The following is a 26,029-nucleotide window of genomic DNA, read 5'->3' as shown; positions in this document are numbered from 1 at the left end:
GACGCGCTACGCGCCTTCCCCCAGGGGGCGCCGGTGGCGGACCGGCGAAGCCGGATCCGCGCGGCCGCGCTCGGGAGGCCGAAGCTCGAAGAAAAGCCCATTCCCGCTAAGGGAATGGGCTCGTCACGCTGGTAAGACGCGCCTGGTAAGAAGTGGCGCTCGCCCCCTTACGAATTTGGGGGGCGGAGCGCCAACTTGTTACACGCCCAGCTTCTGCATCAGGAACTGGTGCACGTTATAGGGCTCGCGGCGGCTCTTGACGCGCGCGTAGTCGCCGCTTGGCTGCTGCTGCCAGGCAAGCTGGTTGTCGCGCAGCGCATAGGTGAAGGCCTCGTCGATAACGCGTTTCTTGAGCGTCTTGTCGTAGATCGGGAAGGCGATCTCGACCCGGCGGAAAAAGTTGCGGTCCATCCAGTCGGCGGACGATAGGTACACGGTCTCTTCACCATCCGCATAGAAATAGAAGACGCGGGAATGCTCCAGGAAGCGGCCCACGATGGAGCGCACACGGATGTTTTCGGACAGCCCCGGCACCCCGGCGCGCAAGGCGCAGACGCCCCGCACGATCAGGTCGATCTTCACGCCCGCCTGGCTGGCCTTGTACAGCTCGGCGATGATCTGCTCTTCCAGTAGCGAATTCATCTTGGCCATGATGCGCGACCGTTTGCCCGCCTTGGCGGCGCGGGCCTCGGCGCGGATCAGCGACACCATGCCTTCGTGCAGGGTGAAAGGCGACTGCATCAACGATTTGAGCGCGCGGCGCGCACCCAGGCCGGTCAACTGCGCGAACACCTTGTCCATGTCCTCGCACAGCTTCGGGTCCGCCGTCAGCAGCCCGAAATCGGTGTACAGACGCGCCGTGCGCGGGTGGTAATTGCCGGTGCCCAAGTGGGCATAGCGGCGCAGACGGCCCTTTTCCCGGCGCAGCACCACCGCCATCTTGGCGTGCGTCTTGTGCGCCACTACTCCGTAGACGACGTGCGCCCCCACCTCTTCCAGCTTGGAGGCCCAGTTGATGTTGGTCTGTTCGTCAAAGCGCGCCATCAGCTCCACCACCACCGTCACTTCCTTGCCGGCGCGCGCGGCCGCCAGCAGGATCTTCATCAGCTCGGAGTCCTCGCCGGTGCGGTAGATGGTCTGCTTGATGGCCATCACGTCCGGATCCAGCGCGGCGGCGGTCAGGAAGTCGATGACGGGCTGGAACGACTGATAGGGATGGTGCAGCAGGCGGTCGCACTCGGCCACCGCCTCAAAGAGTTCCGCGGGCTTGTCGCCGACGCGGTCAAACGGCGCGGGCACGGGCGCGCGGTAGTCGGGAAACAGCAGGTCCGGGCGCGCCGCGGAATTGCACAGCTGCATGAGCCGGGACAGATTCACTGGGCCGGGCACGCGATAGGTGTCGTCGGCCTTGAGCGAAAACTCGCGCTGCAGGAAGGTTTCCAGTTCGACGGGCGTCAGCTTGTCGATCTCAAGGCGGACGGCGGCGCCGAAGTTGCGCTGCGACAGCTCGCCCTGCAGCGCATGGCGCAGGTTGGTGACTTCTTCCTCGTCCACGAACAGGTCGCTGTTGCGCGTGACGCGCCACTGGTAGCAACCCAGCATCTCCAGGCCCGGGAACAGCTCGCCCACGAAGGCGCGCAGGAGGGAAGTCAGGAGGATGTAGCCCTCGGGCTGCCCAGAGAGCTCCTGCGGCATCTTGATCAGGCGCGGCAGCGCGCGGGGCGCCTGGACGATGGCGATGGACGCCTGACGGCCGAACGCGTCGGCGCCGGCCAGCGACACGATGAAATTCAGGCTCTTGTTGTAGACGCGCGGAAACGGATGCGCCGGGTCCAGCCCAATGGGGGTCAACAGCGGCATCACGTCGCGGTGGAACACGTCGCGCGCCCATTCCTGCTGCTCCGGATTCCATTCGGATGCGTGATGCAGCGCGATGCCCTCCTTGTGCATGGCGGGCAGGATCTGATCGTTGAGCAGGTTGTATTGGCGGTTCACCAGTTCGTGCACCGCTTGCTGGACGCATTCGAATGCCTCGTCGGGCGTCATGCCATCCGGGCCGACCAGGTTGGGCGATTGGCGCTGCTGCTCTTTCAGGCTGGAGATCCGGATCTCGAAGAATTCGTCCAGGTTGGAGCTGACGATGCACACGTAACGCAGCCTTTCCAGCAGCGGCGTCTTGGGATTCTCCGCCATCGCCAGCACACGTTCGTTGAACTTGAGCAGCGACAATTCGCGATTCATGAGCAGAGGCTCGCCTGGCGGACGTGTGGGCATACCGGATTCCATACGAAAAGAGAGCGTGAAGTTTTACTGCAAACAGGTGACGGTTCTATGACAGCGCCCAATCGCTAAGGGTACGTCAAATGCGGGACATATGGCGCACCGGACAATGGCTTCCAAGCCTCTGTTCCGTAAGCAAAAACCCGTATCCGGCGGCGTTGTCACATGGGGTCCTTATAATCGGTCCACCTCACAGCCAATATTACGAGCCGCATGGATCAACTTCTGGCCGCGGTGGACCTCGGGTCCAACAGCTTTCGCCTCTCCATCGGACGCATCGTTCAGCAGGACGGTACGCCCCAGATCTACCAGATCGACCGCCTCAAGGAAACCGTCCGGCTCGCCGCCGGTCTGGACGCCGAAAAACGGCTTGGCGACGCCGCCATCGACCGCGCCATTGCCGTCCTGGAACGCTTCGGCGAACGCCTGCGCAGTTTCCACCCCAACCGGGTCCGTGCGGTTGCCACCAACACGTTCCGCGTCGCCCGCAATACCAAAGATTTCCTGCCCCGGGCCGAAGCCGCATTGGGCTTTCCCATTGAAGTCATCGCCGGCCGCGAAGAGGCCCGCCTGATCTTCACGGGCGTGGCCCATACCCTGCCCCCCTCGCCCAACAAGCGCCTGGTCATCGACATCGGCGGCGGTTCCACCGAAGTCATCATTGGCAAGGGCCACGAACCGGGCCTGATGTCCTCGCTGTACATGGGCTGCGTCAGCTACAGCCGCCAGTTCTTCTCGGACGGCGTGGTGGATGCGCACCAGATGAAGCAGGCCGAGCTGGCCGCGCGCCGCGAAATCGAAGTCATCGCCAAGCAATACCGCAAGATGGGCTGGAAGGAAGCCTATGGCTCCTCCGGCACCGCCAAGGCGCTCTTTGCGATCCTGACCGAAGGCGGCTATTCCGACCGCGGCATCACGCGCTCGGGCCTGACCAAGCTGAAGGACCGTCTCATCCGCTCGGGCCGCGTCATTCCGTCCGAGCTTCCCGGCATCAAGATCGAACGCGCCGACGTGCTGCCCGGCGGGCTGGCCATCATGAGCGCGCTGTTCGACGAGCTGGGCATCGACGTCATGCACACCGGCGACGGCGCACTGCGCCTGGGCGTGTTGTACGACCTGCTGGGCCGTGACGACGAGCACGACAAGCGCGATGAATCGGTACGCCAGTTCGTCAAGCGCTATCACGTAGACGTGAACCAGGCGCGCCGCGTTCGCCACGCCGCCCTCAGCCTGTTCGACGCCATGTTCCCGGAAGGCCAGGAGCGCGCCGAGCTGCGCCCCGCACTGGGCTGGGCGGCCGATCTGCACGAAGTGGGCCTGTCCATTGCCCACAACGCGTATCACAAGCACACCGCCTACGTACTGGAAAACGCCGACATGCCGGGCTTTTCACGCGCCGACCAGCAACTGCTGGCCTTGCTGGCGCTGGGACACCAGGGCAAGCTGGCCAAGGTGGAACCGCTGGTGCGCACGCGCCCGCAATGGAAGGCCATCCTGGCGCTGCGTCTGGCGGTGTTGCTGTTCCGCCGCCGCGGCGAGATCGAACCCCTGCCCCTCACCGCGTCGGTCCGAGACAACTCCATCGTGGTGCGCGTCAACCGCGAATGGCTGGCCGAACACCCGCTCAGCGACTTCACGCTGCGCGCGGAAGAAGCCGAGTGGAACAAGGTCGGGTTTTCGTTCGAACTGCTGGAGTTCTGAAAATCAAGAACGGGGCGGCGCGGCTGCCCCGGCTGATCAGAATGGCGAGAGATCGGTTTCCCGATCCAGCCGCCTGAGTTCCATGCGCAGCGGCCGGGTGGCCCGCCGGATCAGTCTGATTGTCATTCGGCGGAACAGGCGGCGCATGATGGATGGGGTCTAGCGCTGGGTAGCGATGATGGCCGGCTGGTCCAGGCCGAAGTGGCGACGGTAGCGCTCGTCCATGCGCTCCATCTTCAAGAGCACCGGGAAGTCGGCGGCGTTGAAATCCGGATCCCATGCCGGTTCGCCGCACACCTTGGCGCCCAGCTTCAGATAGCCCTTGATCAGCGGCGGCACGCGCGCCGGCAAGGTGCTGTTGAGCTTTTCGACCGGGTAGCGGTGCAGCGGCGTGACGCGCGGCTCGTTGCCCTGTGGCATCTGCTTGGCCACCGTACGCCACACTTCCGCTGCGGTGACGCCGTCATCGCGCAGGCTGACGCTGGCGCAACCGAGCACGTATTCGTAACCGCCGCGGCGCAGGTATTCCGCCAGGCCGGACCACAGCAGCATGATGACCGCGCCGCCACGGTAATCGGCGTGGGTGCAGGAGCGGCCGACTTCAACGACTTCGTCGCGGATGGCGCCCAGGCCCGACAGGTCGAATTCCGACTGCGAGTAATAGCCGCCGGCTTCGCGCGCCTTTTCGGGGGTCAGGATCCGATAGGTGCCAACGACTCGATCCGTGTCGAGTTCGCGGACCATCAGGTGTTCACAGAACGGATCGAAGCGGTCTTGCTCGATGCCGTCTTGCGCATCGGGGAAGACGACACCCATGTCTTCGGTGAAGACCTCATAGCGCAGGCGTTGGATCTGCTCTATTTCTTCGGCGGTACGCGCCAGGCCGACAGCCAGGACCTTCGGGGCGGAGCCCGTCCAGGGTTCTGCGGTACTGCGGCTCGGATTGATGCGTGCTAATTCCAGCATTGCGCGAAGCTCCTAGAGAGTCCAGCCAGTGTGGACGCCCTGTATGTCAATGACTTGACCAATATGTTACGTGACTATGACGCTTAAACCGGCATCGAAAACGCAAACAAACAAAAGGCCACGCGACGATTTCGACGCGTGGCCCACATATTAAATCGAAACTCAGGGTTTACCCCAGGCTTGCCGCAAGCTTCTCTGCAGAATTGGTCGCCAGCGCCTCATCTTCGGCCTCGACCATCAGGCGCAGCTTGGGTTCCGTCCCCGAAGCGCGGATCAGAATCCGGCCCCGGCCGTCCAGCTCTGCCTCGACAGCCTGGCGCGCCGCGGTCAACCCGGCGTGCGTCTTCCAGTCCAGGCCCGGCGTCAGCGGCACGTTGATCATCTTTTGCGGATACATGCGCAGGTCGCTGACCCAGTTGTTAAGCGTGGCGGAATTGCGACGCAGGGCGGTCAAGACCTGCAGCGCTGCCACGATGCCGTCTCCGGTGGAGTGGCAATCCAGGCACAGCAGGTGGCCGGAGCTTTCGCCGCCGTACAGCCAGCCGCGCGACTGCATCTGTTCCAGCACGTAGCGGTCGCCCACGTTGGCGCGGTCAAAGCCCACGCCCAGGCGCTTCATTTCACGCTCGAAACCAAAGTTGGTCATCAGCGTGCCGACGACGCCCTCGACCTTGCCGCGCTGCATGCGCTCGCGCACGATGGCGTACATGAGTTCATCGCCGTTGTAGATGCGGCCCTCGCCGTCCACCATCTGCAGGCGGTCGGCGTCGCCGTCCAGCGCAATGCCAAGCTGGGCGCCGCGCGCCTTGACTTCCTTGGCCAGCAGCTCGGGATGCAGCGCGCCCACGCCCTTGTTGATGTTGAAGCCGTCGGGGTGCACGCCGATGGCGTGGACTTCGGCGCCCAGCTCACGGAAGACGTGCGGCGCGATGTTGTAGGCGGCGCCGTGCGCGGCGTCGACCACGATGGTCATGCCGTTCAGGTCCAGGTCGTTCGGGAACGTGCTCTTGCAGAACTCGATATAGCGGCCCTGCGCGTCGCCCATGCGGCGCGCGCGTCCCAGCGCTTCCGAGCTGACGCAACCAAGGGGTTCGTCCAGCGCGGCTTCGATGTCGGCTTCGATCTCGTCGGGCAGCTTCATGCCCTGCGCCGAGAAGAACTTGATGCCGTTGTCCTGGTAGGGATTGTGCGAGGCGCTGATGACGATGCCGGCGACCAAGCGCAGCGCGCGGGTCAGGTAGGCGACCGCGGGCGTCGGGATCGGGCCGGCCAGCAGCACGTCGATACCGGCGGCGGACAGCCCCGCTTCCAGCGCGGACTCCAGCATGTAGCCGGAAATCCGGGTGTCCTTGCCGATGACGACCTGCGGGCGGCTTGCGCCGCGAACGGCGTGCTCGCGGGCCAGCACGCGGCCAGCGGCGTAGCCCAGGCGCAAGGCGAATTCGGCATTGATCACCGGACCGCCGACTTCACCGCGTACGCCATCGGTACCGAAATATTTGCGTCGAATCATGAACTGATTGCTCCTTGTTCAGCCGCCTGCCATACCTTAAGCGCATCCACCGTGGCCGCAACATCGTGCACGCGCACGATGGAGGCGCCACGCGCGACGCAGGCAAGCGCGGCGGCAATGCTGCCGGGCAGCCGGTCGCCAACCGGCCGGCCGGTGGCCTGGCCGATCATGTTTTTGCGCGACAGGCCGATCAGCAATGGATAACCGGTACTGCGCAGGCTGGACAGCCGGCGCAGCAGTTGAAAGTTCTGGTCGGCCGTCTTGCCAAACCCGAAACCCGGGTCCAGCACGATGCGGCGAGGATCGATCCAGGCCGCGCGCAGCTTTTGCGCGCGAGCCCCCAGAAACAGGCCGATTTCACCGATCAGATCGGTGTACTCGGGCGGCGCTGCCTGCATGGTGCGAGGCTCGCCTTTCATGTGCATGACGCACAGGCCACAGCGCGATTGCGAGACGGCTTCGATCGCGCCCGGCTGCCTGAAACCGTAGATGTCGTTGATCATGTCCGCGCCGGCGTCCAGCGTGGCGCGCATGACTTCCGGCTTGAACGTGTCGATGGAGAGCGGCACGCCGCAGTCGCGCAGCGCCTCGACCACCGGGAGCAGCCGGTTCAGCTCGTCGGCCACGGACACGGGGTCGGCCCCCGGCCGCGTGGATTCGCCACCCAGGTCCAGAATCTGGGCGCCTTCCTCGATCAACTGGCGCGCATGCGCCACTGCGGAATCGGTATCGTCGTGTTGGCCGCCATCGGAAAACGAGTCCGGCGTGACATTGACGATGCCCATGACAAGCGGGCGCTCGAGATCAAACTCGAAGCGCCCGCAAAGGAAGTTATTTGCCATAAACCAGAACGAAGAACCTCAGACCGCAGCTGCCGTGCTACCGCCTGCAGCCAAGCCGGTCGGCGGCGTATCGGACGTGTCCGACGGGCCTTGCGGCGTCTTCGGGGGACGCGGGGGGCGGCCCTCCATGATGTCGTTGATCTGGTCGGCGTCGATGGTTTCCCATTCGAGCAGCGCGGACGTCATGACTTCGACCTTATCGCGGTTGTCTTCCAGGATCTTGCGCGCAACGCCGTACTGCTCATCGATGATGCGGCGGATCTCGGTGTCCACCTTCTGCATGGTGGCTTCGGACATGTGCGTGGTCTTGGTGACGCTGCGGCCCAGGAAGACTTCGCCTTCGTTCTCGGCGTAGACCATGGGACCCAGTTCGTCGGTCATGCCGTAGCGCGTGACGATGTCGCGGGCGATGGCGGTGGCACGTTCGAAGTCGTTCGAGGCGCCCGTCGTCATCTGGTCCATGAAGATTTCTTCGGCGATACGGCCGCCGAACAGCACGGCGATGGTGGACAGCAGACGGCCCTTGTCCATGCTGTAGCGGTCGGTTTCCGGCAACTGCATCGTCACGCCCAGCGCACGGCCGCGCGGGATGATGGTGACCTTGTGGACCGGGTCGGTCTTGGGCAGCATGCGCGCGACGATCGCGTGGCCGGATTCGTGGTACGCGGTGTTCTTGCGTTCCTCTTCGGGCATCACGATGGAGCGGCGCTCGGCGCCCATGATGATCTTGTCCTTGGCCTTTTCAAAGTCGGACATATCGACCGTGCGGCCATTGCGGCGGGCGGCGAACAGTGCGGCTTCGTTGACCAGGTTGGCCAGATCGGCGCCGGAGAAGCCCGGGCAACCGCGCGCCAGGATGGTCGCGTCGACATTGGGCGACAGCGGAACCTTGCGCATGTGGACCTTCAGAATCTGCTCGCGGCCACGGATATCGGGCAGCGGCACCACGACCTGACGATCGAAACGGCCCGGACGCAGCAGCGCCGGATCCAGCACGTCGGGACGGTTGGTTGCGGCGATCACGATGACGCCCTGGCCGGATTCGAAGCCGTCCATTTCAACCAGCATCTGGTTCAGGGTCTGTTCGCGTTCGTCGTTGCCGCCACCCAGGCCGGCGCCACGCTGGCGGCCCACCGCATCGATTTCGTCGATGAAGATGATGCAGGGAGCGTGCTTCTTGGCGTTTTCGAACATGTCGCGGACACGGGCCGCGCCCACGCCGACGAACATTTCAACGAAGTCCGAACCGGAGATGCTGAAGAACGGGACCTTGGCTTCGCCGGCGATGGCCTTGGCCAGCAGCGTCTTGCCGGTACCGGGCGAACCCACCATCAGCACGCCGCGCGGGATACGGCCGCCCAGCTTCTGGAACTTACTGGGGTCGCGCAGGAAGTCGACCAGTTCCTGCACGTCTTCTTTGGCTTCGTCGCAACCGGCGACGTCAGCGAAGGTGATCTGGTTGGTGTTCTCGTCGAGCATCCGGGCGCGCGATTTGCCGAAGCTGAATGCGCCGCCCTTGCCACCGCCCTGCATCTGTCGCATGAAGAACACCCATACGCCGATCAGGAGCAGCATCGGGAACCACGAGACGAAAATGCTCATCAGGAGCGACTGCTCTTCGCGCGGCTTGCCCGAAACCTGCACGCCGTACTTCAGCAGATCGGAGACCATCCAGAGATCGCCGGGGGAAGTCAGCGTATAGGCGCGGCCCGCGTCCGGGGTGACGTAGAGCACGTCGCCTTGAACGTCGACCTTGCGGATACGTCCCGCCTTGGCGTCGTCCATGAACTGCGTGTAAGTCACACCGTCCTGGGTCTGAGCGCGTCCGTCGAACTGTTTGAAGACGGTGAACAGCACCAGGGCTATCACCATCCAGACAGCGACTTTGGAAAATGAATTGTTCAAGGTCGATCTCCTGCTTTCGATTCCGACCGGCGACTGCGCACCCGCGTATGGCACAGTCACAAGTATGTCAATAGCCCATTCTAACCTGTAGGACGGAGTTGCGTCCTGGCAGCCGTGGGGCCCATTTAATTACATTTGATTCTTGAGTTTTCTGGTCGTTGTCTCGGCGGGACGGGGGTTTTCTTGGCCGGGACGATTTGCCCCGGATGATTACGGAAGGGTTACTTCAGATCGCGCGCCACCAGAAAGGTTTCTGAGGACTTGTCCCGAGAGGCCTTCGGTTTGCGTTCGACCACCCGGCGGAAGCGCTTTTTGAAGGATTCCACGATCTGCGAGAAGCCCGTGCCGTGGAAAGCCTTGACGATCAGCGCCCCGTTGGGCTTGAGGTGGGCGCAGGAAAATTCCATCGCCAATTCGCAAACATGCTGGATGCGCGCGGAGTCGGCAATACCCACCCCGGACAAGTTGGGGGCCATGTCTGAAATAACAAGGTCCACCGCACGCGATCCGACCATGTCTTCCAATTGTTTCAAGACTTCGTCTTCGCGGAAGTCGCCCTGGATGAATTCCACGCCCGCCACGGGCTCCATGGGCAGGATGTCCAGCGCGATGATGCGCCCGTCCACGACGCCGCCCGGCCCGGCGAGCCGCTCGCGCGCCACCTGTGACCAGCTGCCCGGCGCGGAGCCCAGATCGATGACCAGGTCGCCCCGGCGCATCAGCTTTTCGGTGTCGAGGATCTCGATCAGCTTGAAAGCGGCGCGGGCGCGATAGCCCTTCTGTTGCGCCAGCTTCACATAGGGATCGTTGATGTGCTGGTGAATCCAGTCTTTAGAGAATTTATTCTTGGCCATTACCGTACAATTCCACGCATGCCTATATTAGAACTTACCTCTCGTGAGCGCAGCGACCTGCGGTCCGCCGCTCACCCTCTGCGCCCCGTCGTCCTGATTGGCGACAACGGTTTGACCGACGCCGTGCTGAAGGAAATCGATCGGGCGCTGACTTCGCATGGCCTCATCAAGGTTCGCGCGGGCGGCGACGACCGTGAAGCCCGGGACGCCATGCTCGCCACGATCTGCGAGACGCTATCCTGCGCGCCCGTGCATCACTTGGGCAAGACCCTGATCCTGTTCCGCCCGCTGCCCGGCAACATCAAGCCCGCCGCGCTGGCCGCCCAGGAACCCGAAGCGCCTGCCAAACGCCGCGCCTCGGAACCTTACACGCCCAAGAAGCTGGCCGCCGAAGGCAGGACCCTTGCCAAGCGCCCGCGCCGCAGCGAATCCGAAGAGCCCGCACCCGCCAAGAAGCGTTACGTCCCCCTGGACGAACTCAACAAGAACGGCAAGCCGATGCGGCCTTCCAACAAGCGCGCCACGACTGGCGGCCACGGCATTCCGCGCCGCGCCGGCAGCGCGATGAGCCTGCGCGCCGGAGCCCGCAGCGGCACCAGCCGCAAGACCGCAAAAAGGTAAGTCCAGGCACAAAAACGGGCGCTTTACGCGCCCGGTCCACCATAGCGATCCGCAATGTACCGCGGAATTCAGACGAACGTAGCGTCCGGGCCAGGGTGGTTTGACATTTTTACTGCTTGTGGCGCTTGCGTCAGATGTAACGCACGCCCAGGACTTCGTATTCGCGAACGCCTGCCGGGGCAACGACCTCGACCACATCGCCTTCACTCTTGCCGATCAGCGCGCGCGCCACGGGGCTGGACACGGAAATCAGGTTGGACTTGATATCGGCTTCAACGTCGCCGACGATCTGATACGTAACGCGATCGCCCGAATCCAGGTCTTCGATATCGACGGTAGCGCCAAACACGGCGCGGCCTTCGGCCTCGAGCGAGGTCGGGTCGATGAGGTGGGCATTGGAAAGCGTGCCTTCAAGCTCGGCAATCCGGCCCTCGATGAAACCTTGGCGCTCGCGAGCGGCATCGTACTCGGCGTTTTCCGACAGATCACCCTGTGCGCGCGCCTCGGCGATTGCGTTGATCACGGCAGGACGTTCGACGGTTTTCAGCCGTTGGAGCTCTTCTTGCAAGCGCTCGGCCCCGCGCACGGTCAAAGGAATGGCAGACATGTCGTTTCCCAAACAAAAAGTAGAAAAACGCCCCGAAGGAGCGTTCTCGGTGAAGGCCGCAGGACCGGCGCGCTTGCCTTTTGTTTGCCATTTGATGCTTGGAAAAATCTGGCGAGCGGCGCGGGCGACCAAAACAAAACCCCGGCTCGGGTCGGAACCGGGGCAATCAAAGTCATATTGTGGTCAATCTCGGCGGGAATTGCAAGCCGCCGGAGAAAACGGCCTTTTCGGCGCATTTCGGCGCTGTAACCCGCTAAAACCGGCGATTTCGCACCGAAAAGGCTTTGCGGCCTTGCCGGCCCCGACGGACTCCCGCGCGAACCGAGGGTTTTCCGGGAGCCTCCCAGGCCAGGAAACTACTGAACGATAGACTTTGGGCCACGATGCGGGACGCCTCGGCGCCCCGCATGTCGCCGTTACTTCGTGCGCCGCAAGAGCGCGTACAGGATGATCGCGCCGAACGTGGCGGTACCGATGCCGCCCAGCGTGAAGTTGCCCAGCTTGATGGTGAAGTCGCCCGCGCCCAGCACCAGCGTGACCGCAGCCACGATGAGATTGCGGTTGTCGGTGAAATCGACCTGGTTGACGACCCAGATACGGGCGCCGGCAATGGCGATCAGGCCGAAGACCACCACCGACATGCCACCCAGCACAGGTCCCGGGATCGTCTGGATGAGCGCGCCGAACTTGGGCGAGAAGCCCAGGACGATCGCGATCAGGGCAGCAATCACGAACACCAGCGTGGAATAGATGCGGGTGACCGCCATCACGCCGATGTTTTCGGCGTAGGTCGTGACGCCCGTGCCGCCGACGGCGCCCGACACCATGGTGGCCACGCCGTCGCCGACGAAGGCCCGGCCGAGGTAGCGGTCCAGGTCGCGGCCAGTCATGGCGCTGACGGCCTTCACGTGCCCCAGGTTTTCGGCCACCAGGATGATGGCGACCGGCACGATGAGGCCCATGGCCTCGGCCTTGAAGACGGGCGCCGCGAAGTGCGGCAGGCCGAACCAGGCTGCGGCCGACACGGCGGTGAAGTCGATGGGCTTGCCAAGGCCCAGACCGTTGGCCAGCACGGCGTACACCACGCAGGCGAGGATCAGGCCGACCAGGATCAGCAGGCGCTGCACCATGCCGCGCGTGTAGACGGCGATGCCGCCGACGCAGACGATCGTGACGATGGCCATGGCGCTGTCAAAACCCGAGGCGCCCATCGCGCCCTTGGCGGCAATGGGCGCGAGGTTCAGGCCGATCACCGCGACAACCGCGCCCGTCACGACGGGCGGCATCAGCGTGTCGATCCAGTTGGCGCCACCGCCTGCCCTCGCATTGACGATCCAGACGATCACGCCGATCAACGTGTACGCCAGGCCGCAGGCGATGATGGCGCCCAGCGCCACGCCGATGTTGGCGTTGGCGCCCCCGCCGGCATAGCCGGTCACCGCGATCACGCCGCCGATGAATGCAAAGCTGGAACCCAGGTAGCTGGGCACGCGTCCGCCCACGAACAGGAAGAAGATCAGCGTGCCGATGCCCGACATCAGGATGGCGACGTTGGGATCGAAACCCATGAGCAGCGGCGCGAGCACGGTCGAGCCGAACATCGCAACGACGTGCTGGGCACCCATGGCCACGTTTTTGGGCCAGGACAGCCGTTCATCGGGCGCGATGATGACGCCGGGCTCGGCGTCGTCCGCCAGGCGCCAGCGCGGAAAGTAGGAATTGGACATGGATTCCCCGGGGGATGGTACGGATTAGGGTTTCAGACTGCGAGCGGGCGCCAGTGTAAAGGGGGCCATCAAACGGGGGCAACGTTTAAGTTTTGCCGCCGGATTGCCGTACTAGAGGAAACCCCGAAATCCCCAGGCAAAGGAACAGTCATGGCGATCAACAGCATCAGCGGCACCTCCCGCATCGGCAGCCTTGCCGACATGTGGGCCGAAAAGATTCAGGCCAACAAGGAAGCGAAAAATGCCTCGGGGCAGGAGGCCGTCTCGGTGACCGCTGAAGGCAAGATCCGCGTCAATACGCCTGGCGCCAGCAAGGTGGCGACCGCGCAGGCTGCGGAAGAAACCGACAACGAAGACGAATACACCCGCCAGATCAAAGAGTTGCAGAAGCAGCTCAAGCGCATCATGGACCAGATCGCCAAGGTGCAGGCGAGCGGCATGTCGGCCGAGATGAAGGCGCAACAGGTGATGGCGCTGAACGCGCAGGCCGTGCAGATCCAAGGGCAGATCGCACAAGTCTTGGCAATGCAGGCGCGTGCGGCCCAAAGCAGCGGCGGGTCTCAGGGCGGCGGCGTGTCGGCCACGGCCTGATTCCGGGCGAGCATCGCGGCGCCGTCACTGATGGCGCGCATCAAAATTTCTGATTGGACGCTTGGCGGGCGTGCCGGTACTGTCTCCAGACAAATCTAAAACCACGGAGACAAACCATGCACGCAATGCGCACAGCCCTTGCCGGGGCGCTGCTGGCCGTTTGCGCGGCGCCGGCCCTGGCCGGCACCGTCACGGTGATCACGTCGTTCCCCAAGGACCTGACCCAGGCCTACAAGACCGCTTTCGAGAAAGCCAATCCCGGCATCACGCTGGAAATCCTGAACAAGAACACGGTGTCGGGGATCGCCTTCGTGCGGGAGACGCCAGCGGGTCAGCGCCCCGAGGTCTTCTGGGCCAGCGCGCCCGATGCGTTCGAGGTGTTGGGACGCGACAAGCTGCTGGCCAAGTCGGCCGACATCGCGAACAAGGATGTGCCGGACAAGATCGGCAGCTATCCCATCAACGATCCGGGCGGCATGTATCTGGGCCAGGCGCTGGCGGGCTACGGCATTATCTACAACACCCGGTACATCGCGGCGCACAAGATTCCCGCGCCCGTCGAGTGGAAGGATCTGTTGTCGCCCAAGTGGTTCGGCCACGTGGGCATCACGTCGCCCTCGCGTTCGGGCACGATGCACCTGACCGTGGAAACCATCCTGCAAGGCGAAGGCTGGGATGACGGCTGGAACACGCTTTTGCGCATGTCGGGCAACAGCAGCGCCGTCACCGAGCGCTCGTTCGGCGTGCCCGACGGCGTGAACAACGGCCAGTTCGGCGCCGGACCGGTCATCGACTTCTTCGGGCTGTCGAGCAAGTACTCCAAATTCCCCGTTGAGTTCGTCTATCCGTCCGAGACCGCCATCGTCCCGGCGAACATCGCGTTGATCGAGGGCGCCAAGAATAGCGAGGAAGGCAAGAAATTCATCGCCTTCACGCTGAGCCAGGCGGGCCAGGAGCTGCTGCTGGAGCCGAAGATCTCGCGGTTGCCGGTGCTGCCCTACTCCGCGCTGGCCGGCAAGATTCCGCCCGGCTATCCCGACCCGGCGGAAATCGCCAAGCGCAGCAAGGTTCATTTCGACGCGGACCTGTCGCAGTCGCGCTACTACGTCGTGCAATCGCTGTACGACCAGACCGTCACGTTCCGGCTGAAGGAATTGCAAGCGGCCACCAAGGCCATCTACGACGCCGAGGCCAAGCTGGGCGACAAGGCCAAGAGCGGCAAGGCAGCCGAATTGCTGGACCAGGCACGCAAGCTGGCCTGGGCGCCGCTGATCGACAGCAAGAAGGCGGCCGACCCCGCGTTCCTGGCGATCTTCGCCGGCAACAAGAAGGACGCGGCCGTCAACCAGCAGATCACGCAGCTTGAAGGCGAGTGGAATGGCCGCGCGCGCGCCAACTACGAAGAAGCCGTGAAGCTGGCACGGCAAGCCGCCGCGCTCTGATCGTCTGAATGCGCTGAACACGGCAGGCGGGCGTGCCCCGCCCGCCGTGGATCGCGCCTGTCTTCTGGCAACGATTTTCGGGACTCTCGATGAATCATTCGAGCCATTCGCGCCTGCCCGCCGGCCCCGTCCTGGCGGCGCTGCTGGTGTTCGGCTTTCTGCTGCTTTTCCTGGCCGTGCCTGTGGGCACGGTCTTTCACAGCGCCTTCGTCAATGCCGACGGCAGCTTCACCACCGGTCACTTCGGCGCCTTCTTCAACCAGCCGTTGATGCGGGAAGCGTTCTTCAACAGCCTGTACGTGGCGGGCTGGTCGGCGCTGATCGCGTCCCTGATCGCGGTGCCGCTGGCGTACTTCACGGTGCGCTTCGATTTTCGCGGCGCCTTGCTGATCCAGACGCTGGGCGTACTGCCGCTCATCATGCCGCCCTTCGTGGGCGCGGTGGCCATGCAGCTGATCTTTGGCCGTTCGGGCAGCGTGAACCTGCTGCTCAATGACTGGTTCGGCTTTACGATTCCGTTCATGGAAGGGCTGAATGGCGTCATTTTCGTGGAAGCCATCCACTATTTCCCGTTCATCCTGATGAACCTCGTGGTGGCGCTGCGCAACATCGACGGGGCCATGGAAGAAGCGGCCTTCAACCTGGGTTCGCGCGGGTTCCGGCTGTTCCGGCGTGTGATCTTTCCGCTCGCCCTGCCCGGCTATGTGGCGGGCGCGTCGCTGGTGTTCGTGAAGGTGTTCGACGACCTGGGCACGCCCCTGGTGCTGGGCACGACCAACATGCTGGCGCCGCAAGCGTACCTGCGCATCACGCAGGTGGGGCTGGAGGATCCGCTGGGCTATGTGATCAGCGTGATCATGGTGGGATTTTCGATCCTGGCGCTGTGGCTGTCGGCGCGCGTGCTCAAGGGACGCGACTACTCCACGCTGCAAAAGGGCGGCAATTCCATCCAGACGCGCAAGCTGGGTCCGATGGAAAGCGTGCTGGCGTATGGCTGGATCATCCTGGTGCTGCTGCTGGTGCTGTCGCCGCACATCGGCGTGCTGCTGCTGTCGCTGGCCAGCGTCTGGAGCTATGCGCCGCTGCCGGACGGGTACACGCTGGCCCACTACTCAGCCGTGTTCTCGGAATCGCAGGGCATGATCGCCAACACGCTGCTGTATTGCGGCCTTGCCGCGGGCATCGACGTGATCCTGGGCACCGCGATCGCCTACCTGATGCTGCGCACCCGGCTGCCGGCACGGCAGTGGCTGGATTTTCTGGCGTCCGCAGCGCTGGCGATTCCGGGCATCGTGCTGGCCATCGGCTTTCTGCGCACCTTCCGCGGCATCGAGCTGCCTGGCACGGGCACGATGCTGACGTCCTCCTGGATCATCATCATGCTCGCCTACTCCGTGCGGCGTTTGCCGTACGCGCTGCGTTCGTGCGTAGCGGCGTTGCAGCAGATCCACGTGTCGCTAGAAGAGGCGGCCCAGTCGCTGGGCGCCACGCGCATGAGCACGATCCGACGCGTCGTGGTGCCGCTGATGGCGGGCGGCATGCTGGCCGGGTTCGTGACCAGCTTTGTGACGGCCGCCGTGGAACTGTCGGCCACCATCATGCTGGTGACCAAGGACAGCCAGGCGCCCATGAGCTACGGCATCTATCTGTACATGCAGAGCGCGGCGGGCCGCGGACCGGGCGCCGCGCTTGGCGTCCTGGCGGTGGTCGCCGTGGGTATCGGCACTTACGTATCGCACCTGCTGGTGGACCGCGCATCGAAGCGCCAGCAACCGGCGCGCAATGAAGGGGAATCCGCATGAAGAAAGTCAGCGTCGAATGCCGCAACATCCAGCTCTCGTACGGCAAGACCGAAGTGCTGAAGGACGTCAGCATCAGCATCGAGCCGGGCGAGTTCTTCGCGCTGCTCGGGCCGTCGGGGTCGGGCAAGTCCACCCTGCTGCGGTTGATCGCGGGATTCAACCGCCACAGCGCAGGCCAGTTGCTGGTGGACGGCAAGGACATCAGCGGGACCCCGCCCTGGCATCGGAACATCGGCATGGTGTTCCAGAACTATGCGCTGTGGCCGCACATGACGGTGTGGGACAACGTGGCGTTCGGCCTGGTCGAGCGCAAGCTGCCGCGCGCCGAGATCCGCACCAAGGTGGAAGCCGCGCTCGATCTGGTGGGGCTGTCGCAATATGCCAAGCGGCGTCCCAACCAGCTTTCGGGCGGGCAGCAGCAGCGCGTGGCGCTGGCGCGCACCATCGTGATCGAACCGCAGGTGCTGTTGCTGGACGAACCGCTGTCCAACCTGGACAAGAAGCTGCGCGTGCAGATGCGCCAGGACCTTCTGAGCCTGCAGCGCCGCCTGGGCATCACGACGATCTTCGTCACGCACGACCAGGAAGAAGCGATGACCACCGCCGACCGGATGGCGGTGCTGGATCACGGCGTGGTGCAGCAGATCGGCGCGCCGAGCACGCTGTTCGACTACCCCGTGAACCGCTTCGTGGCGAATTTCGTGGGCACGATGAATGTGCTGGAAGGCAATGTGCGCGAGCGCACCAGCAGCAGCGTGACGCTGGCGGTGGACGGCGTGGGCGACCTGCACCTGCCGCTGACGGGCGAGGCGCCCGCAGCCACGCGGCTGGCGGCGAGCTTTCGGCCCCACACGGTGCAGATCGAGATGGCGGATGGCCTGGGCGATGCGCGTTATGTCTGGCTGCCGGGCGTCGTGGAAAGCAGCGAGTTTCTGGGCGAATTCACGCGCTATCAGGTGCAGGTTGGAGAGCAGCGGCTGACGGCCGATCAGGCGCATCTGGCCGGCCTGTCGCCGTTTCCGGCGGGCGCGCCGGTGTCGGTGGGACTGGAGCCGACACAGGTGCGGCTGCTGGCCGCCTGACCTACACTCGCGGCCATGGAAATCTACCAGATCCGCGCCTTCGTCACGGTTGCCCGATTGGGCAACCTGACGAAGGCGGCCGAGGCGCTGTCGTTGACGCAGCCCGCCGTGACCGCGCAGATCAAGGCGCTGGAGCAGAGCCTGGGCGTCGCGCTGTTCGACCGCAGCGGCGGCCGGCTTGCCTTGGCCAAGGCGGGCGAAGTGCTGCTGCCGACGGCGGAATCGCTGCTGGTGCTGGGCGCGCAATTCAAGTCCGAAGCCCAGCAGTTGCAGGGCAATCTGCATGGCGTTGTCGAGCTGGGTGTTCCCAGCGAAAAGCCCGATTTCCTGCGCTTGGGGGAGCTGGCCTCGGCCGTCACGCAGCGCCTGCCGCTGGTTGAACTGAAGACCCAGACCCAGCCCGCTGCGGCGCTGGCCGAACAGGTCAGTACCGGCCGCCTGCCCGCCGCGCTGACCATCGCGGCCAACGCGCCGCGCGGCGTGTTGTGGCAGCCGCTGCGCAGCGTGCGTTATCGGATTGCGATGCCCGCCGAGCACGCGGCGGTGCTCAAACGCGGCGGCTGGCGCGAGGTGGCGCAACTGCCGTGGCTGGACGGTCCGTCCGGCAGCCACACGCATCTGTTGCTGCGCGATATGTTCGAGCGCCACGGGCTGTCGCCGCGCATCGTCATGCAGAACGACGATCAGGCCAACCTGGACGCGCTGGTGCGGGCCGGCGCGGGCTGCGCGCTGCTCCGCGAGGAAACCGCGCTGGCGGGTGCCGCGTCCAGCGACTTCATCGTGTGGGGCCAGGCGCGCGTCGACGCGGTGCTGGGCTTCATGCTGCCTTACGAACGCGCTAGCGAGCCCGCGCTGGTCGCGTTAAGCTCGATCATTCAAGCCATCTGGAAGCCGCGCGCGCCCATCGCGCCGGTCCAGGCATAAGGCTCAATCCCCGCAACAAGACTGCAATGACTGAAATCTGGTTCATCCGCCACGGCGAAACCGACTGGAATCGCCAGCGGCGCCTGCAAGGCTGGCAAGACATCCCCCTGAACGAATTCGGCGTCAACCAGGCCAGCCTGCTGGCCGCGCGCCTGCACGAAGAGGCCAAGCACACGCCGATCCACGCGATCTACAGCAGCGACCTGCAACGCGCGCACGCGACGGCCGTGCCTGTGTCGGAGCAGCTTGGCCTGCGTGTACGCGTGGAACCCGGCATCCGCGAGCGGGGCTTTGGGGTGCTGGAAGGCCTGGACCATGAGCGCATCGACGTCCTGGCGCCGGAAGCCGCGGCGGCATGGAAGAGCCGCGATCCGCTGCGCCCACTGGACGGCGGCGAATCGCTCGGGCAGTTTCAATCGCGCGTCATCAGCACCGTGGACGATATCGCCAGCCGCCATGAGGGCGAGCGCATCCTGATGTTCACCCATGGCGGCGTGCTGGACATCATTTGGCGCCATGCATCGGGCGTGCCGCTGAATGCGCCGCGCGACGCGGCCCTGCTCAATGTCAGCATCAACCGCGTCGGCGTTGACGGCCGTAAATGGGAAGTGCTGGATTGGGGTGACGTGACGCACATCGCCGCCGAAGTGGGCGACGACGTGGTGCCTTGAGGGACATGCCTGCCCCCGTCCGGCGCGCGCCGGACGGCTGGCCTCACACCGTCTTGCGCGGCTTGCGCGGGGCGTTGCGGGCCAGCCTGTCGTAGACGGCATTGGGCAGCAGCCGCATCAGCTTGGCTACCACGCCCATTTGCCACGGAATCACTGTGTAGCTAGTCCCCCGGCTGATTGCCGCGTGCGCGCGGGTGGCGAAGGCGTCGGCTTCCATCAGGAAGGGCATCGAGTACGGGTTATGCGCCGTCATCGCCGTCTTGATATAGCCGGGCGCGATCGTCACGACGCTGATGCCCTGCGCGGCCAGTTCCAGCCGCAGGCTTTCGCAATAGGTCACCACCGCCGATTTGGACGCGCTGTAAGCGCCGGCTCCGGGCAGGCCGCGTATGCCCGCCACGCTGGCGATCCCGACCAGGCGCCCTGCCCCCGCCGCGCGCATCGGCGCGATGAAGGGTTCGAACGTAGACACGGTGGCCAGAAGATTGGTGTCGACGATGGCCTTGAAGACGTCGAAATCCTCGCCGTGGTCGGTCAGCGTGCCGGCGCTGATGCCGGCGCTGGCGATGACCACATCCACCCTGCCCTCGCAGAACGCGATGAAGTCCTGCGCCGCGGCGTGCAGCGCCGTGCGGTCGCGCACGTCCACGGCATAGCAGCGATGCTCACCCGGCAGGCTGGCGGCCAGTTCGCGCAGCGCTTCCTCGCGGCGGCCCAGCAAGCCCAGCGTGGCGCCCTTGGCTGCGTACTGCTGCGCCAGGGCGCGCCCCAGGCCGCTGCTGGCGCCGGTAATGAAGACTTTGTCCATGTCCTGACCTGCCTGTTGTCGCGTTGCAAAAAATTAGGGCACGCTTTCGCGTGCCCTAATTGTGATCTGCCGGCTTACTTCTGCAGGGAAGCGTGAAGCTCTTGCAGCGGGTACACCTGCAGGCCGAGGCCCTGGCGCAGATACTGCATGCCTTCGACCGCGGCGCGGGCGCCGGCGATGGTCGTGAAGAAGGTCACGCGGGCGGCCAGCGCCTGGGTGCGGATGGTGCGCGAGTCGGCGATGGCGTTGCGGCGCTCTTCGACAGTGTTGATGACCAGCGAGATTTCGCCGTTCTTGACCATGTCGACGATGTGCGGGCGGCCTTCGTTGACCTTGTTGACCACCTGCACCGGGATGCCGGCCGCTTCGATCTCGGCGGCCGTGCCGCGCGTGGCGACCAGCTTGAAGCCCAGGGTGTGCAGGCCGCGAGCCACTTCAACGGCGCGGGCCTTGTCCTGGTTCTTGACGCTGATGAACACCGTGCCGGACTCCGGCAGGCGCACGCTGGCGGCAAGCTGCGACTTCACGAAGGCTTCGCCGAAGCTCATGCCCACGCCCATCACTTCGCCGGTCGACTTCATTTCCGGACCGAGGATGGTGTCCACGCCCGGGAACTTCACGAACGGGAACACGGCTTCCTTGACCGAGAAGTAAGGCGGCACGACTTCCTTCGTGATGCCTTGCGCTGCCAGGGTCTGGCCGGCCATGGCGCGCGCGGCGATCTTGGCAAGCTGCAAACCGGTGGCCTTGGAGACGTAAGGCACCGTGCGCGAGGCGCGCGGGTTCACTTCCAGCACGTAGACGTCGCCACCCTGGATGGCGAACTGCACGTTCATCAGGCCGCTGACGTTCAGGGCCTTGGCCATCATCGTGGTCTGGCGCTTGATCTCGGCGATGACTTCCGCCGACAGCGAGTACGGCGGCAGGCTGCACGCCGAGTCGCCCGAGTGCACGCCGGCCTGCTCGATGTGTTCCATGACGCCGCCGATGAAGACGGTTTCGCCGTCGGCCAGGCAGTCCACGTCGACTTCGGTGGCGTTGTTCAGGAAGCGGTCGAGCAGCACGGGCGAGTCATTGCTGACCTTCACGGCTTCGCGCATGTAGCGCTCGAGGTCCTGCTGCTCGTGCACGATTTCCATCGCGCGGCCGCCCAGCACGTAGCTGGGACGCACGACCAGCGGATAACCGATTTCGGTGGCGTGGGCCAGGGCTTCGCCTTCGGTGCGCGCGGTGCGGTTGGGCGGTTGACGCAGGCCGAGCTTGTTGAGCAGCTTCTGGAAGCGCTCGCGGTCTTCGGCGACGTCGATGGATTCGGGGCTGGTGCCGATGATGGGCACGCCGTTGGCTTCCAGGGCGCGCGCCAGCTTCAGCGGGGTCTGGCCGCCGTACTGGACGATCATGCCGACCGGGTTTTCCTTGTGGACGATTTCCAGCACGTCTTCGAGCGTCAGCGGCTCGAAGTACAGACGGTCGGAGGTGTCGTAGTCGGTGGACACGGTTTCCGGGTTGCAGTTGACCATGATGGTCTCGTACCCGTCGTCACGCAGCGCCAGCGCGGCATGCACGCAGCAGTAGTCGAATTCAATGCCCTGGCCGATCCGGTTCGGGCCGCCGCCCAGCACCACGATCTTCTTGCGATCGGTGGGGGCGGATTCGCACTCTTCCTCGTACGTGGAGTACATGTAGGCGGTGCGGGTGGCGAATTCGGCGGCGCAGGTGTCGACGCGCTTGTAGACCGGACGCACGTTGAGCTGGTGGCGCAGCTTGCGGACTTCGGATTCCGAGGAATCCAGCAGGAACGCGAGGCGGCGGTCGGAGAAACCGCGGCGCTTCAGTTCGAACAGCGTGGCGTAGTCCAGGTCGGCCAGCGTCTTTTGCTCGAGCGCCAGCTCGATGTCGACGATTTCCTTGATCTGCGAAAGGAACCACGGGTCGATGTGCGTGATGTTGTGCACTTCGTCCAGCGTGAAGCCTTGCGCGAAGGCGTCGCCCACGTACCAGATGCGTTCCGGACCGGGTTCGCCCAGCTCGACCTGCAGCTTTTCGCGGTCGGTGGTCTTCTGGTTCAGGCCGTCGACGCCCACTTCCAGGCCACGCAGCGCCTTCTGGAACGATTCCTGGAAGGTGCGGCCGATGGCCATGACTTCACCCACGGACTTCATCTGGGTGGTCAGGCGCGCGTCGGCGGTGGGGAATTTTTCAAATGCGAAACGCGGCACCTTGGTGACCACGTAGTCGATCGTGGGTTCGAACGAAGCCGGCGTGGCGCCGCCGGTGATCTCGTTGCGCAGCTCGTCGAGCGTGTAGCCGACTGCCAGGCGCGCGGCGACCTTGGCGATGGGGAAACCGGTGGCCTTGGATGCCAGCGCCGACGAACGCGACACGCGCGGGTTCATCTCGATGACGATCATGCGGCCGTTCTTGGGATTGACGGCGAACTGCACGTTCGAGCCGCCCGTATCCACGCCGATCTCGCGCAATACCGCGATCGATGCGTTACGCATGATCTGGTATTCCTTGTCGGTCAGCGTCTGGGCCGGCGCGACGGTGATGGAGTCGCCCGTGTGGACGCCCATCGGGTCCAGGTTTTCGATGGAGCAGACGATGATGCAGTTGTCCGCCTTGTCGCGGACCACTTCCATCTCGAATTCCTTCCAGCCGAGCAGCGACTCTTCGATCAGGAGTTCGCTGGTGGGCGAGGCTTCCAGGCCGCGGCGGCAGATGGTTTCGAATTCTTCGGCGTTGTAGGCAATGCCGCCGCCCGAACCGCCCATCGTGAAGCTGGGGCGGATGACCGCGGGGAAACCGGAGGTGCCGACTTCGGCCGCGATGCGGCGCTGCACTTCCCAGGCTTCGTCCATACTGTGGGCGACGCCCGACTTGGCCGATTCCAGGCCGATGTCGGTCATGGCCTGTTTGAACTTCTGGCGGTCTTCGGCCTTTTCGATGGCGTGCTCGTTGGCGCCGATGAGTTCCACGTTGTGCTTCTTGAGCACGCCATGGTGGGCCAGGTCCAGCGCGCAATTGAGCGCGGTCTGGCCGCCCATCGTGGGCAACAGCGCATCGGGCTTTTCACGCTCGATGATTTTTTCGACGGCTTGCCAGGTGATGGGCTCGATGTAGGTGACGTCGGCCGTTTCCGGGTCCGTCATGATCGTGGCCGGGTTGCTGTTCACCAGGATGGTGCGGTAGCCCTCGGCCTTGAGCGCCTTGCAAGCTTGCGCGCCGGAGTAGTCGAATTCGCAGGCCTGCCCGATGATGATGGGGCCGGCGCCGATGATGAGAATGCTTTTTAGGTCTGTACGCTTGGGCATGATGCAGTCTTTACTTTTGGCCGGACATCAGGCTGATGAACTTGTCGAACAGCTCGAGGATGTCGTGCGGACCCGGGCTGGCTTCGGGGTGACCCTGGAAGCAGAAGGCCGGGCGGTCGGTGAGCTCGAAGCCTTGCAGCGTGCCGTCGAACAGCGAGACGTGCGTCACGCGCGCGTTGGCGGGCAGGCTGGCTGCGTCGACACCGAAACCGTGGTTCTGGCTGGTGATGAACACGCGCTTGGACGCGAGGTCCTGCACCGGATGGTTGGCGCCGTGATGGCCGGTCTTCATCTTGACGGTCTTGCCGCCCACCGCCAGGCCCATGATCTGGTGGCCCAGGCAGATGCCAAACACCGGCAGCTTCTTGTCCAGGAAGGCGCGGGTGGCGTCGATGGCGTAGTCGCAGGGCTCGGGGTCGCCGGGGCCGTTGGACAGGAACACGCCATCGGGATTGAGCTTGAAGACGTCTTCGGCGGAGGTCTGGGCCGGCACCAGCGTGATGCGGCAGCCACGGTCGGCCAGGAGACGCAGAATGTTGCTCTTCACGCCGTAGTCATAGGCGACCACGTGGAACTTGGACTGGTCGGGCGACGTGAACCCGCCTTCGAGCTGCCAGGTGCCTTCGGTCCAGCCGGTGCTTTCCTTGATGGACACGACCTTGGCCAGATCCTGGCCGGCCATGCCGGGAAAGCCGCGGGCGAGTTCAACGGCGCGCTCGGCGTCGGAACCCACGAAGATGCACGCGCCCTGGGCGCCCTTTTCGCGCAGGATGCGCGTGAGCTTGCGGGTGTCGATGCCGGAAATGGCAACGATGCCCTGCTCGGTCAGGTAGTCGGGCAAGGATTGCGTGGAACGGAAGTTCGACACGCGGGCGGGGCAGTCGCGTACCACCAGGCCGGCGGCATAGACGCGATTGGATTCCACGTCTTCGGCGTTGACGCCGGTGTTGCCGATGTGCGGATAGGTCAGCGTGACAATCTGACCGCTATAGCTGGGATCGGTGAGAATTTCCTGGTACCCGGTCATCGCGGTGTTGAACACCACTTCGGCAACGGTATGGCCAGGCGCACCGATCGACACGCCTCGAAAAATGGTACCGTCCGCCAGAGCCAGAATTGCAGGAGGGAAGCGGTTGATCCCCTCGGGAAAGAGTTGCGGCAGCACAGTAAACCCCGGTTTTAGAATCGATAATCAAACCTTCGGATTATACCTCGAGCGGCCGTTTTTCCCGGAGAACCGCGCCAAATAAGGCCGAAACCGGGTTTTTCGGCCGTTTTGCCGCGCCGTTGCGCGGCCTGCAATCAGCGCCCCTCGCCCTTGCGGCGGACTGCGGCCTGGCAGCGTCGGTGATACGCTAGCAGCACCTTCAACCCTAGCCAGCTGCGAGTCGTATAAGTCCATGCCCAGCCAACTTGACGCCCTGCGTGACCACACCACCGTTGTTGCCGACACCGGCGATTTCGAAGCCATGAAGGCGTTGCGTCCCACCGACGCGACCACCAACCCGTCCCTGATTCTGAAGGCCGTCCAGCAGGACGCCTACCGCCCGCTGCTGGAAAAGACCGCGCGGGAACACCGCGGCGCCTCCACCGCCGAGCTCATGGATCGCCTGCTGGTCGCCTTCGGCCGCGCGATCCTGGACATCGTGCCGGGCCGCGTGTCCACCGAAGTGGACGCCCGCCTGTCCTTTGACACCCGCGGCACCATCGAACGCGCCCGCGGCCTGATCGCCCTGTACGAAGCCGCCGGCATCCCGCGCGAACGCGTGCTGATCAAGATTGCGTCCACCTGGGAAGGCATCCAGGCCGCCCGGGTTTTGCAGTCTGAGGGCGTCCGCTGCAACCTGACCCTGCTCTTCTCGCTGCCCCAGGCGGTCGCCTGCGCCGATGCGCACGTGCAGCTCATTTCGCCTTTCGTCGGCCGCATCTACGACTGGCACAAGAAATCGGCCGGCGCGAACTGGGTCGAAGACGACAACACGGGCGCGCGTGACCCGGGGGTTCAGTCCGTCACCAATATCTACCGCTACTACAAGCACTTTGAAATCCCGACCGAGATCATGGGCGCGAGCTTCCGCAACGTGGGTCAGATCCTTGCGTTGTCCGGCTGCGACCTGCTGACGATCAGTCCGGACCTGCTGAACAAGCTGGCCGCCACCGAAGGCGACGCGCCCGCCCAGCTTCGCGCTGACGACACGCGCGGCGACATTGCGCGCATCGGCGCGGACGAAGTGACGTTCCGCACGCTGCTCAACGACGATGCGATGGCCAGCGAAAAACTGTCCGAGGGGATCCGCCTGTTCGTGGCCGACGCCATCAAGCTGGACGCCCTGATCGACGCGCAGCGAGGCTGAGTCAATGCGGCGCGCGGTTGCTGTC

Annotated in this window: 20 protein-coding genes; 9 read left to right on the top strand and 11 right to left on the bottom strand. The window is 64.6% G+C overall.

Annotated elements, in window-relative coordinates; genetic code table 11:
• Positions 1–198: 198 nt before the first annotated feature.
• Entirely contained in the window at positions 199–2,274 is a 2,076-nt protein-coding gene (gene ppk1, locus B3098_RS17875) for a polyphosphate kinase 1 (RefSeq protein WP_286898113.1), read from the bottom strand.
• 219 nt (positions 2,275–2,493) lie between these two features.
• Here ppk1 and ppx point away from each other — a divergent pair, with 219 nt between their 5' ends.
• The gene (gene ppx, locus B3098_RS17870; RefSeq protein WP_175138261.1) at positions 2,494–3,981 is read left to right on the top strand and encodes an exopolyphosphatase; all 1,488 of its coding nucleotides are present in this window, start codon (positions 2,494–2,496) and stop codon (positions 3,979–3,981) included.
• A 159-nt stretch (positions 3,982–4,140) separates the two neighbouring features.
• On the opposite strand, the gene B3098_RS17865 is transcribed toward ppx, so the two are convergent.
• The 5 genes from B3098_RS17865 to B3098_RS17845 form a co-directional block, all read right to left on the bottom strand.
• Positions 4,141–4,947, bottom strand: a complete 807-nt coding sequence (locus B3098_RS17865; protein WP_175126052.1) for a GNAT family N-acetyltransferase — start codon at positions 4,945–4,947, stop codon at positions 4,141–4,143.
• A gap of 169 nt (positions 4,948–5,116) precedes the next feature.
• Positions 5,117–6,460, bottom strand: coding sequence for a phosphoglucosamine mutase (gene glmM, locus B3098_RS17860; RefSeq protein WP_286898112.1), 1,344 nt, complete (start codon positions 6,458–6,460; stop codon positions 5,117–5,119).
• Positions 6,457–7,302 (bottom strand): dihydropteroate synthase, encoded by an 846-nt coding sequence (gene folP / locus B3098_RS17855; RefSeq protein WP_175126050.1) that lies wholly within the window; start codon positions 7,300–7,302, stop codon positions 6,457–6,459. The genes glmM and folP overlap by 4 nt, the downstream gene beginning before the upstream one ends.
• Before the next feature lie 18 nt (positions 7,303–7,320).
• Positions 7,321–9,207 (bottom strand): ATP-dependent zinc metalloprotease FtsH, encoded by a 1,887-nt coding sequence (gene ftsH, locus B3098_RS17850; RefSeq protein ID WP_175126049.1) that lies wholly within the window; start codon positions 9,205–9,207, stop codon positions 7,321–7,323.
• Positions 9,208–9,428: 221 nt separating this feature from the next.
• The gene (locus B3098_RS17845; RefSeq protein ID WP_175126048.1) at positions 9,429–10,061 is read right to left on the bottom strand and encodes an RlmE family RNA methyltransferase; all 633 of its coding nucleotides are present in this window, start codon (positions 10,059–10,061) and stop codon (positions 9,429–9,431) included.
• A gap of 18 nt (positions 10,062–10,079) precedes the next feature.
• Between B3098_RS17845 and B3098_RS17840 the strand changes: the two genes are divergently transcribed.
• Positions 10,080–10,682: a YhbY family RNA-binding protein gene (locus B3098_RS17840; protein WP_286898110.1), complete on the top strand. Its 603-nt coding sequence runs from the start codon at positions 10,080–10,082 to the stop codon at positions 10,680–10,682.
• Between the two features lie 130 nt (positions 10,683–10,812).
• On the opposite strand, the gene greA is transcribed toward B3098_RS17840, so the two are convergent.
• Together greA and B3098_RS17830 are read right to left on the bottom strand one after the other, a co-directional pair.
• Complete coding sequence (greA, locus tag B3098_RS17835; RefSeq protein ID WP_175126060.1) at positions 10,813–11,289, bottom strand: transcription elongation factor GreA; 477 nt, start codon at positions 11,287–11,289, stop codon at positions 10,813–10,815.
• A 416-nt stretch (positions 11,290–11,705) separates the two neighbouring features.
• Positions 11,706–13,016, bottom strand: a complete 1,311-nt coding sequence (locus B3098_RS17830) for a solute carrier family 23 protein (RefSeq protein WP_175126046.1) — start codon at positions 13,014–13,016, stop codon at positions 11,706–11,708.
• Positions 13,017–13,166: 150 nt separating this feature from the next.
• On the opposite strand from B3098_RS17830, the gene B3098_RS17825 reads away from it, so the two are divergent.
• From B3098_RS17825 to B3098_RS17800, 6 genes are all read left to right on the top strand, one after another.
• Positions 13,167–13,607: a FlxA-like family protein gene (locus B3098_RS17825; RefSeq protein ID WP_286898108.1), complete on the top strand. Its 441-nt coding sequence runs from the start codon at positions 13,167–13,169 to the stop codon at positions 13,605–13,607.
• Positions 13,608–13,723: 116 nt separating this feature from the next.
• The gene (locus B3098_RS17820) at positions 13,724–15,049 is read left to right on the top strand and encodes an ABC transporter substrate-binding protein (protein WP_286898106.1); all 1,326 of its coding nucleotides are present in this window, start codon (positions 13,724–13,726) and stop codon (positions 15,047–15,049) included.
• An 89-nt stretch (positions 15,050–15,138) separates the two neighbouring features.
• A complete protein-coding gene (locus B3098_RS17815; protein WP_286898105.1) occupies positions 15,139–16,851 on the top strand; it encodes an ABC transporter permease in 1,713 nt (570 codons plus the stop codon).
• A complete protein-coding gene (locus B3098_RS17810) occupies positions 16,848–17,933 on the top strand; it encodes an ABC transporter ATP-binding protein (protein WP_286898104.1) in 1,086 nt (361 codons plus the stop codon). Before B3098_RS17815 ends, B3098_RS17810 begins: the two co-directional genes overlap by 4 nt.
• A gap of 15 nt (positions 17,934–17,948) precedes the next feature.
• Positions 17,949–18,857: a LysR family transcriptional regulator gene (locus B3098_RS17805; protein WP_279972422.1), complete on the top strand. Its 909-nt coding sequence runs from the start codon at positions 17,949–17,951 to the stop codon at positions 18,855–18,857.
• Positions 18,858–18,883: 26 nt separating this feature from the next.
• Complete coding sequence (locus B3098_RS17800) at positions 18,884–19,528, top strand: histidine phosphatase family protein (protein ID WP_239215340.1); 645 nt, start codon at positions 18,884–18,886, stop codon at positions 19,526–19,528.
• A gap of 43 nt (positions 19,529–19,571) precedes the next feature.
• Here B3098_RS17800 and B3098_RS17795 read toward each other — a convergent pair whose 3' ends face one another.
• The 3 genes from B3098_RS17795 to carA all read right to left on the bottom strand — a co-directional run bounded on the left by B3098_RS17795 (position 19,572) and on the right by carA (position 24,815).
• On the bottom strand, positions 19,572–20,336 hold the full coding sequence (locus tag B3098_RS17795) for an SDR family oxidoreductase (protein WP_175138251.1): 765 nt from the start codon (positions 20,334–20,336) through the stop codon (positions 19,572–19,574).
• A gap of 74 nt (positions 20,337–20,410) precedes the next feature.
• Positions 20,411–23,650, bottom strand: a complete 3,240-nt coding sequence (carB, locus tag B3098_RS17790; RefSeq protein WP_175126039.1) for a carbamoyl-phosphate synthase large subunit — start codon at positions 23,648–23,650, stop codon at positions 20,411–20,413.
• A gap of 10 nt (positions 23,651–23,660) precedes the next feature.
• Positions 23,661–24,815 carry a glutamine-hydrolyzing carbamoyl-phosphate synthase small subunit gene (gene carA, locus B3098_RS17785; protein WP_199778184.1) on the bottom strand — a complete coding sequence of 385 codons (1,155 nt, stop codon included), beginning with the start codon at positions 24,813–24,815 and terminating at the stop codon, positions 23,661–23,663.
• Positions 24,816–25,050: 235 nt separating this feature from the next.
• On the opposite strand from carA, the gene tal reads away from it, so the two are divergent.
• The gene (gene tal, locus B3098_RS17780) at positions 25,051–26,004 is read left to right on the top strand and encodes a transaldolase (protein ID WP_286898102.1); all 954 of its coding nucleotides are present in this window, start codon (positions 25,051–25,053) and stop codon (positions 26,002–26,004) included.
• The last annotated feature ends 25 nt before the right edge of the window (positions 26,005–26,029 follow it).

The sequence above is a fragment of the Achromobacter sp. UBA2119 genome, assembly GCF_002331005.1.
In the GTDB taxonomy this organism is placed as follows: domain Bacteria; phylum Pseudomonadota; class Gammaproteobacteria; order Burkholderiales; family Burkholderiaceae_B; genus Achromobacter; species Achromobacter animicus.
Note: the sequence above shows the minus strand (reverse complement) of the source record. Positions and strands in the feature narration are given on the sequence as shown.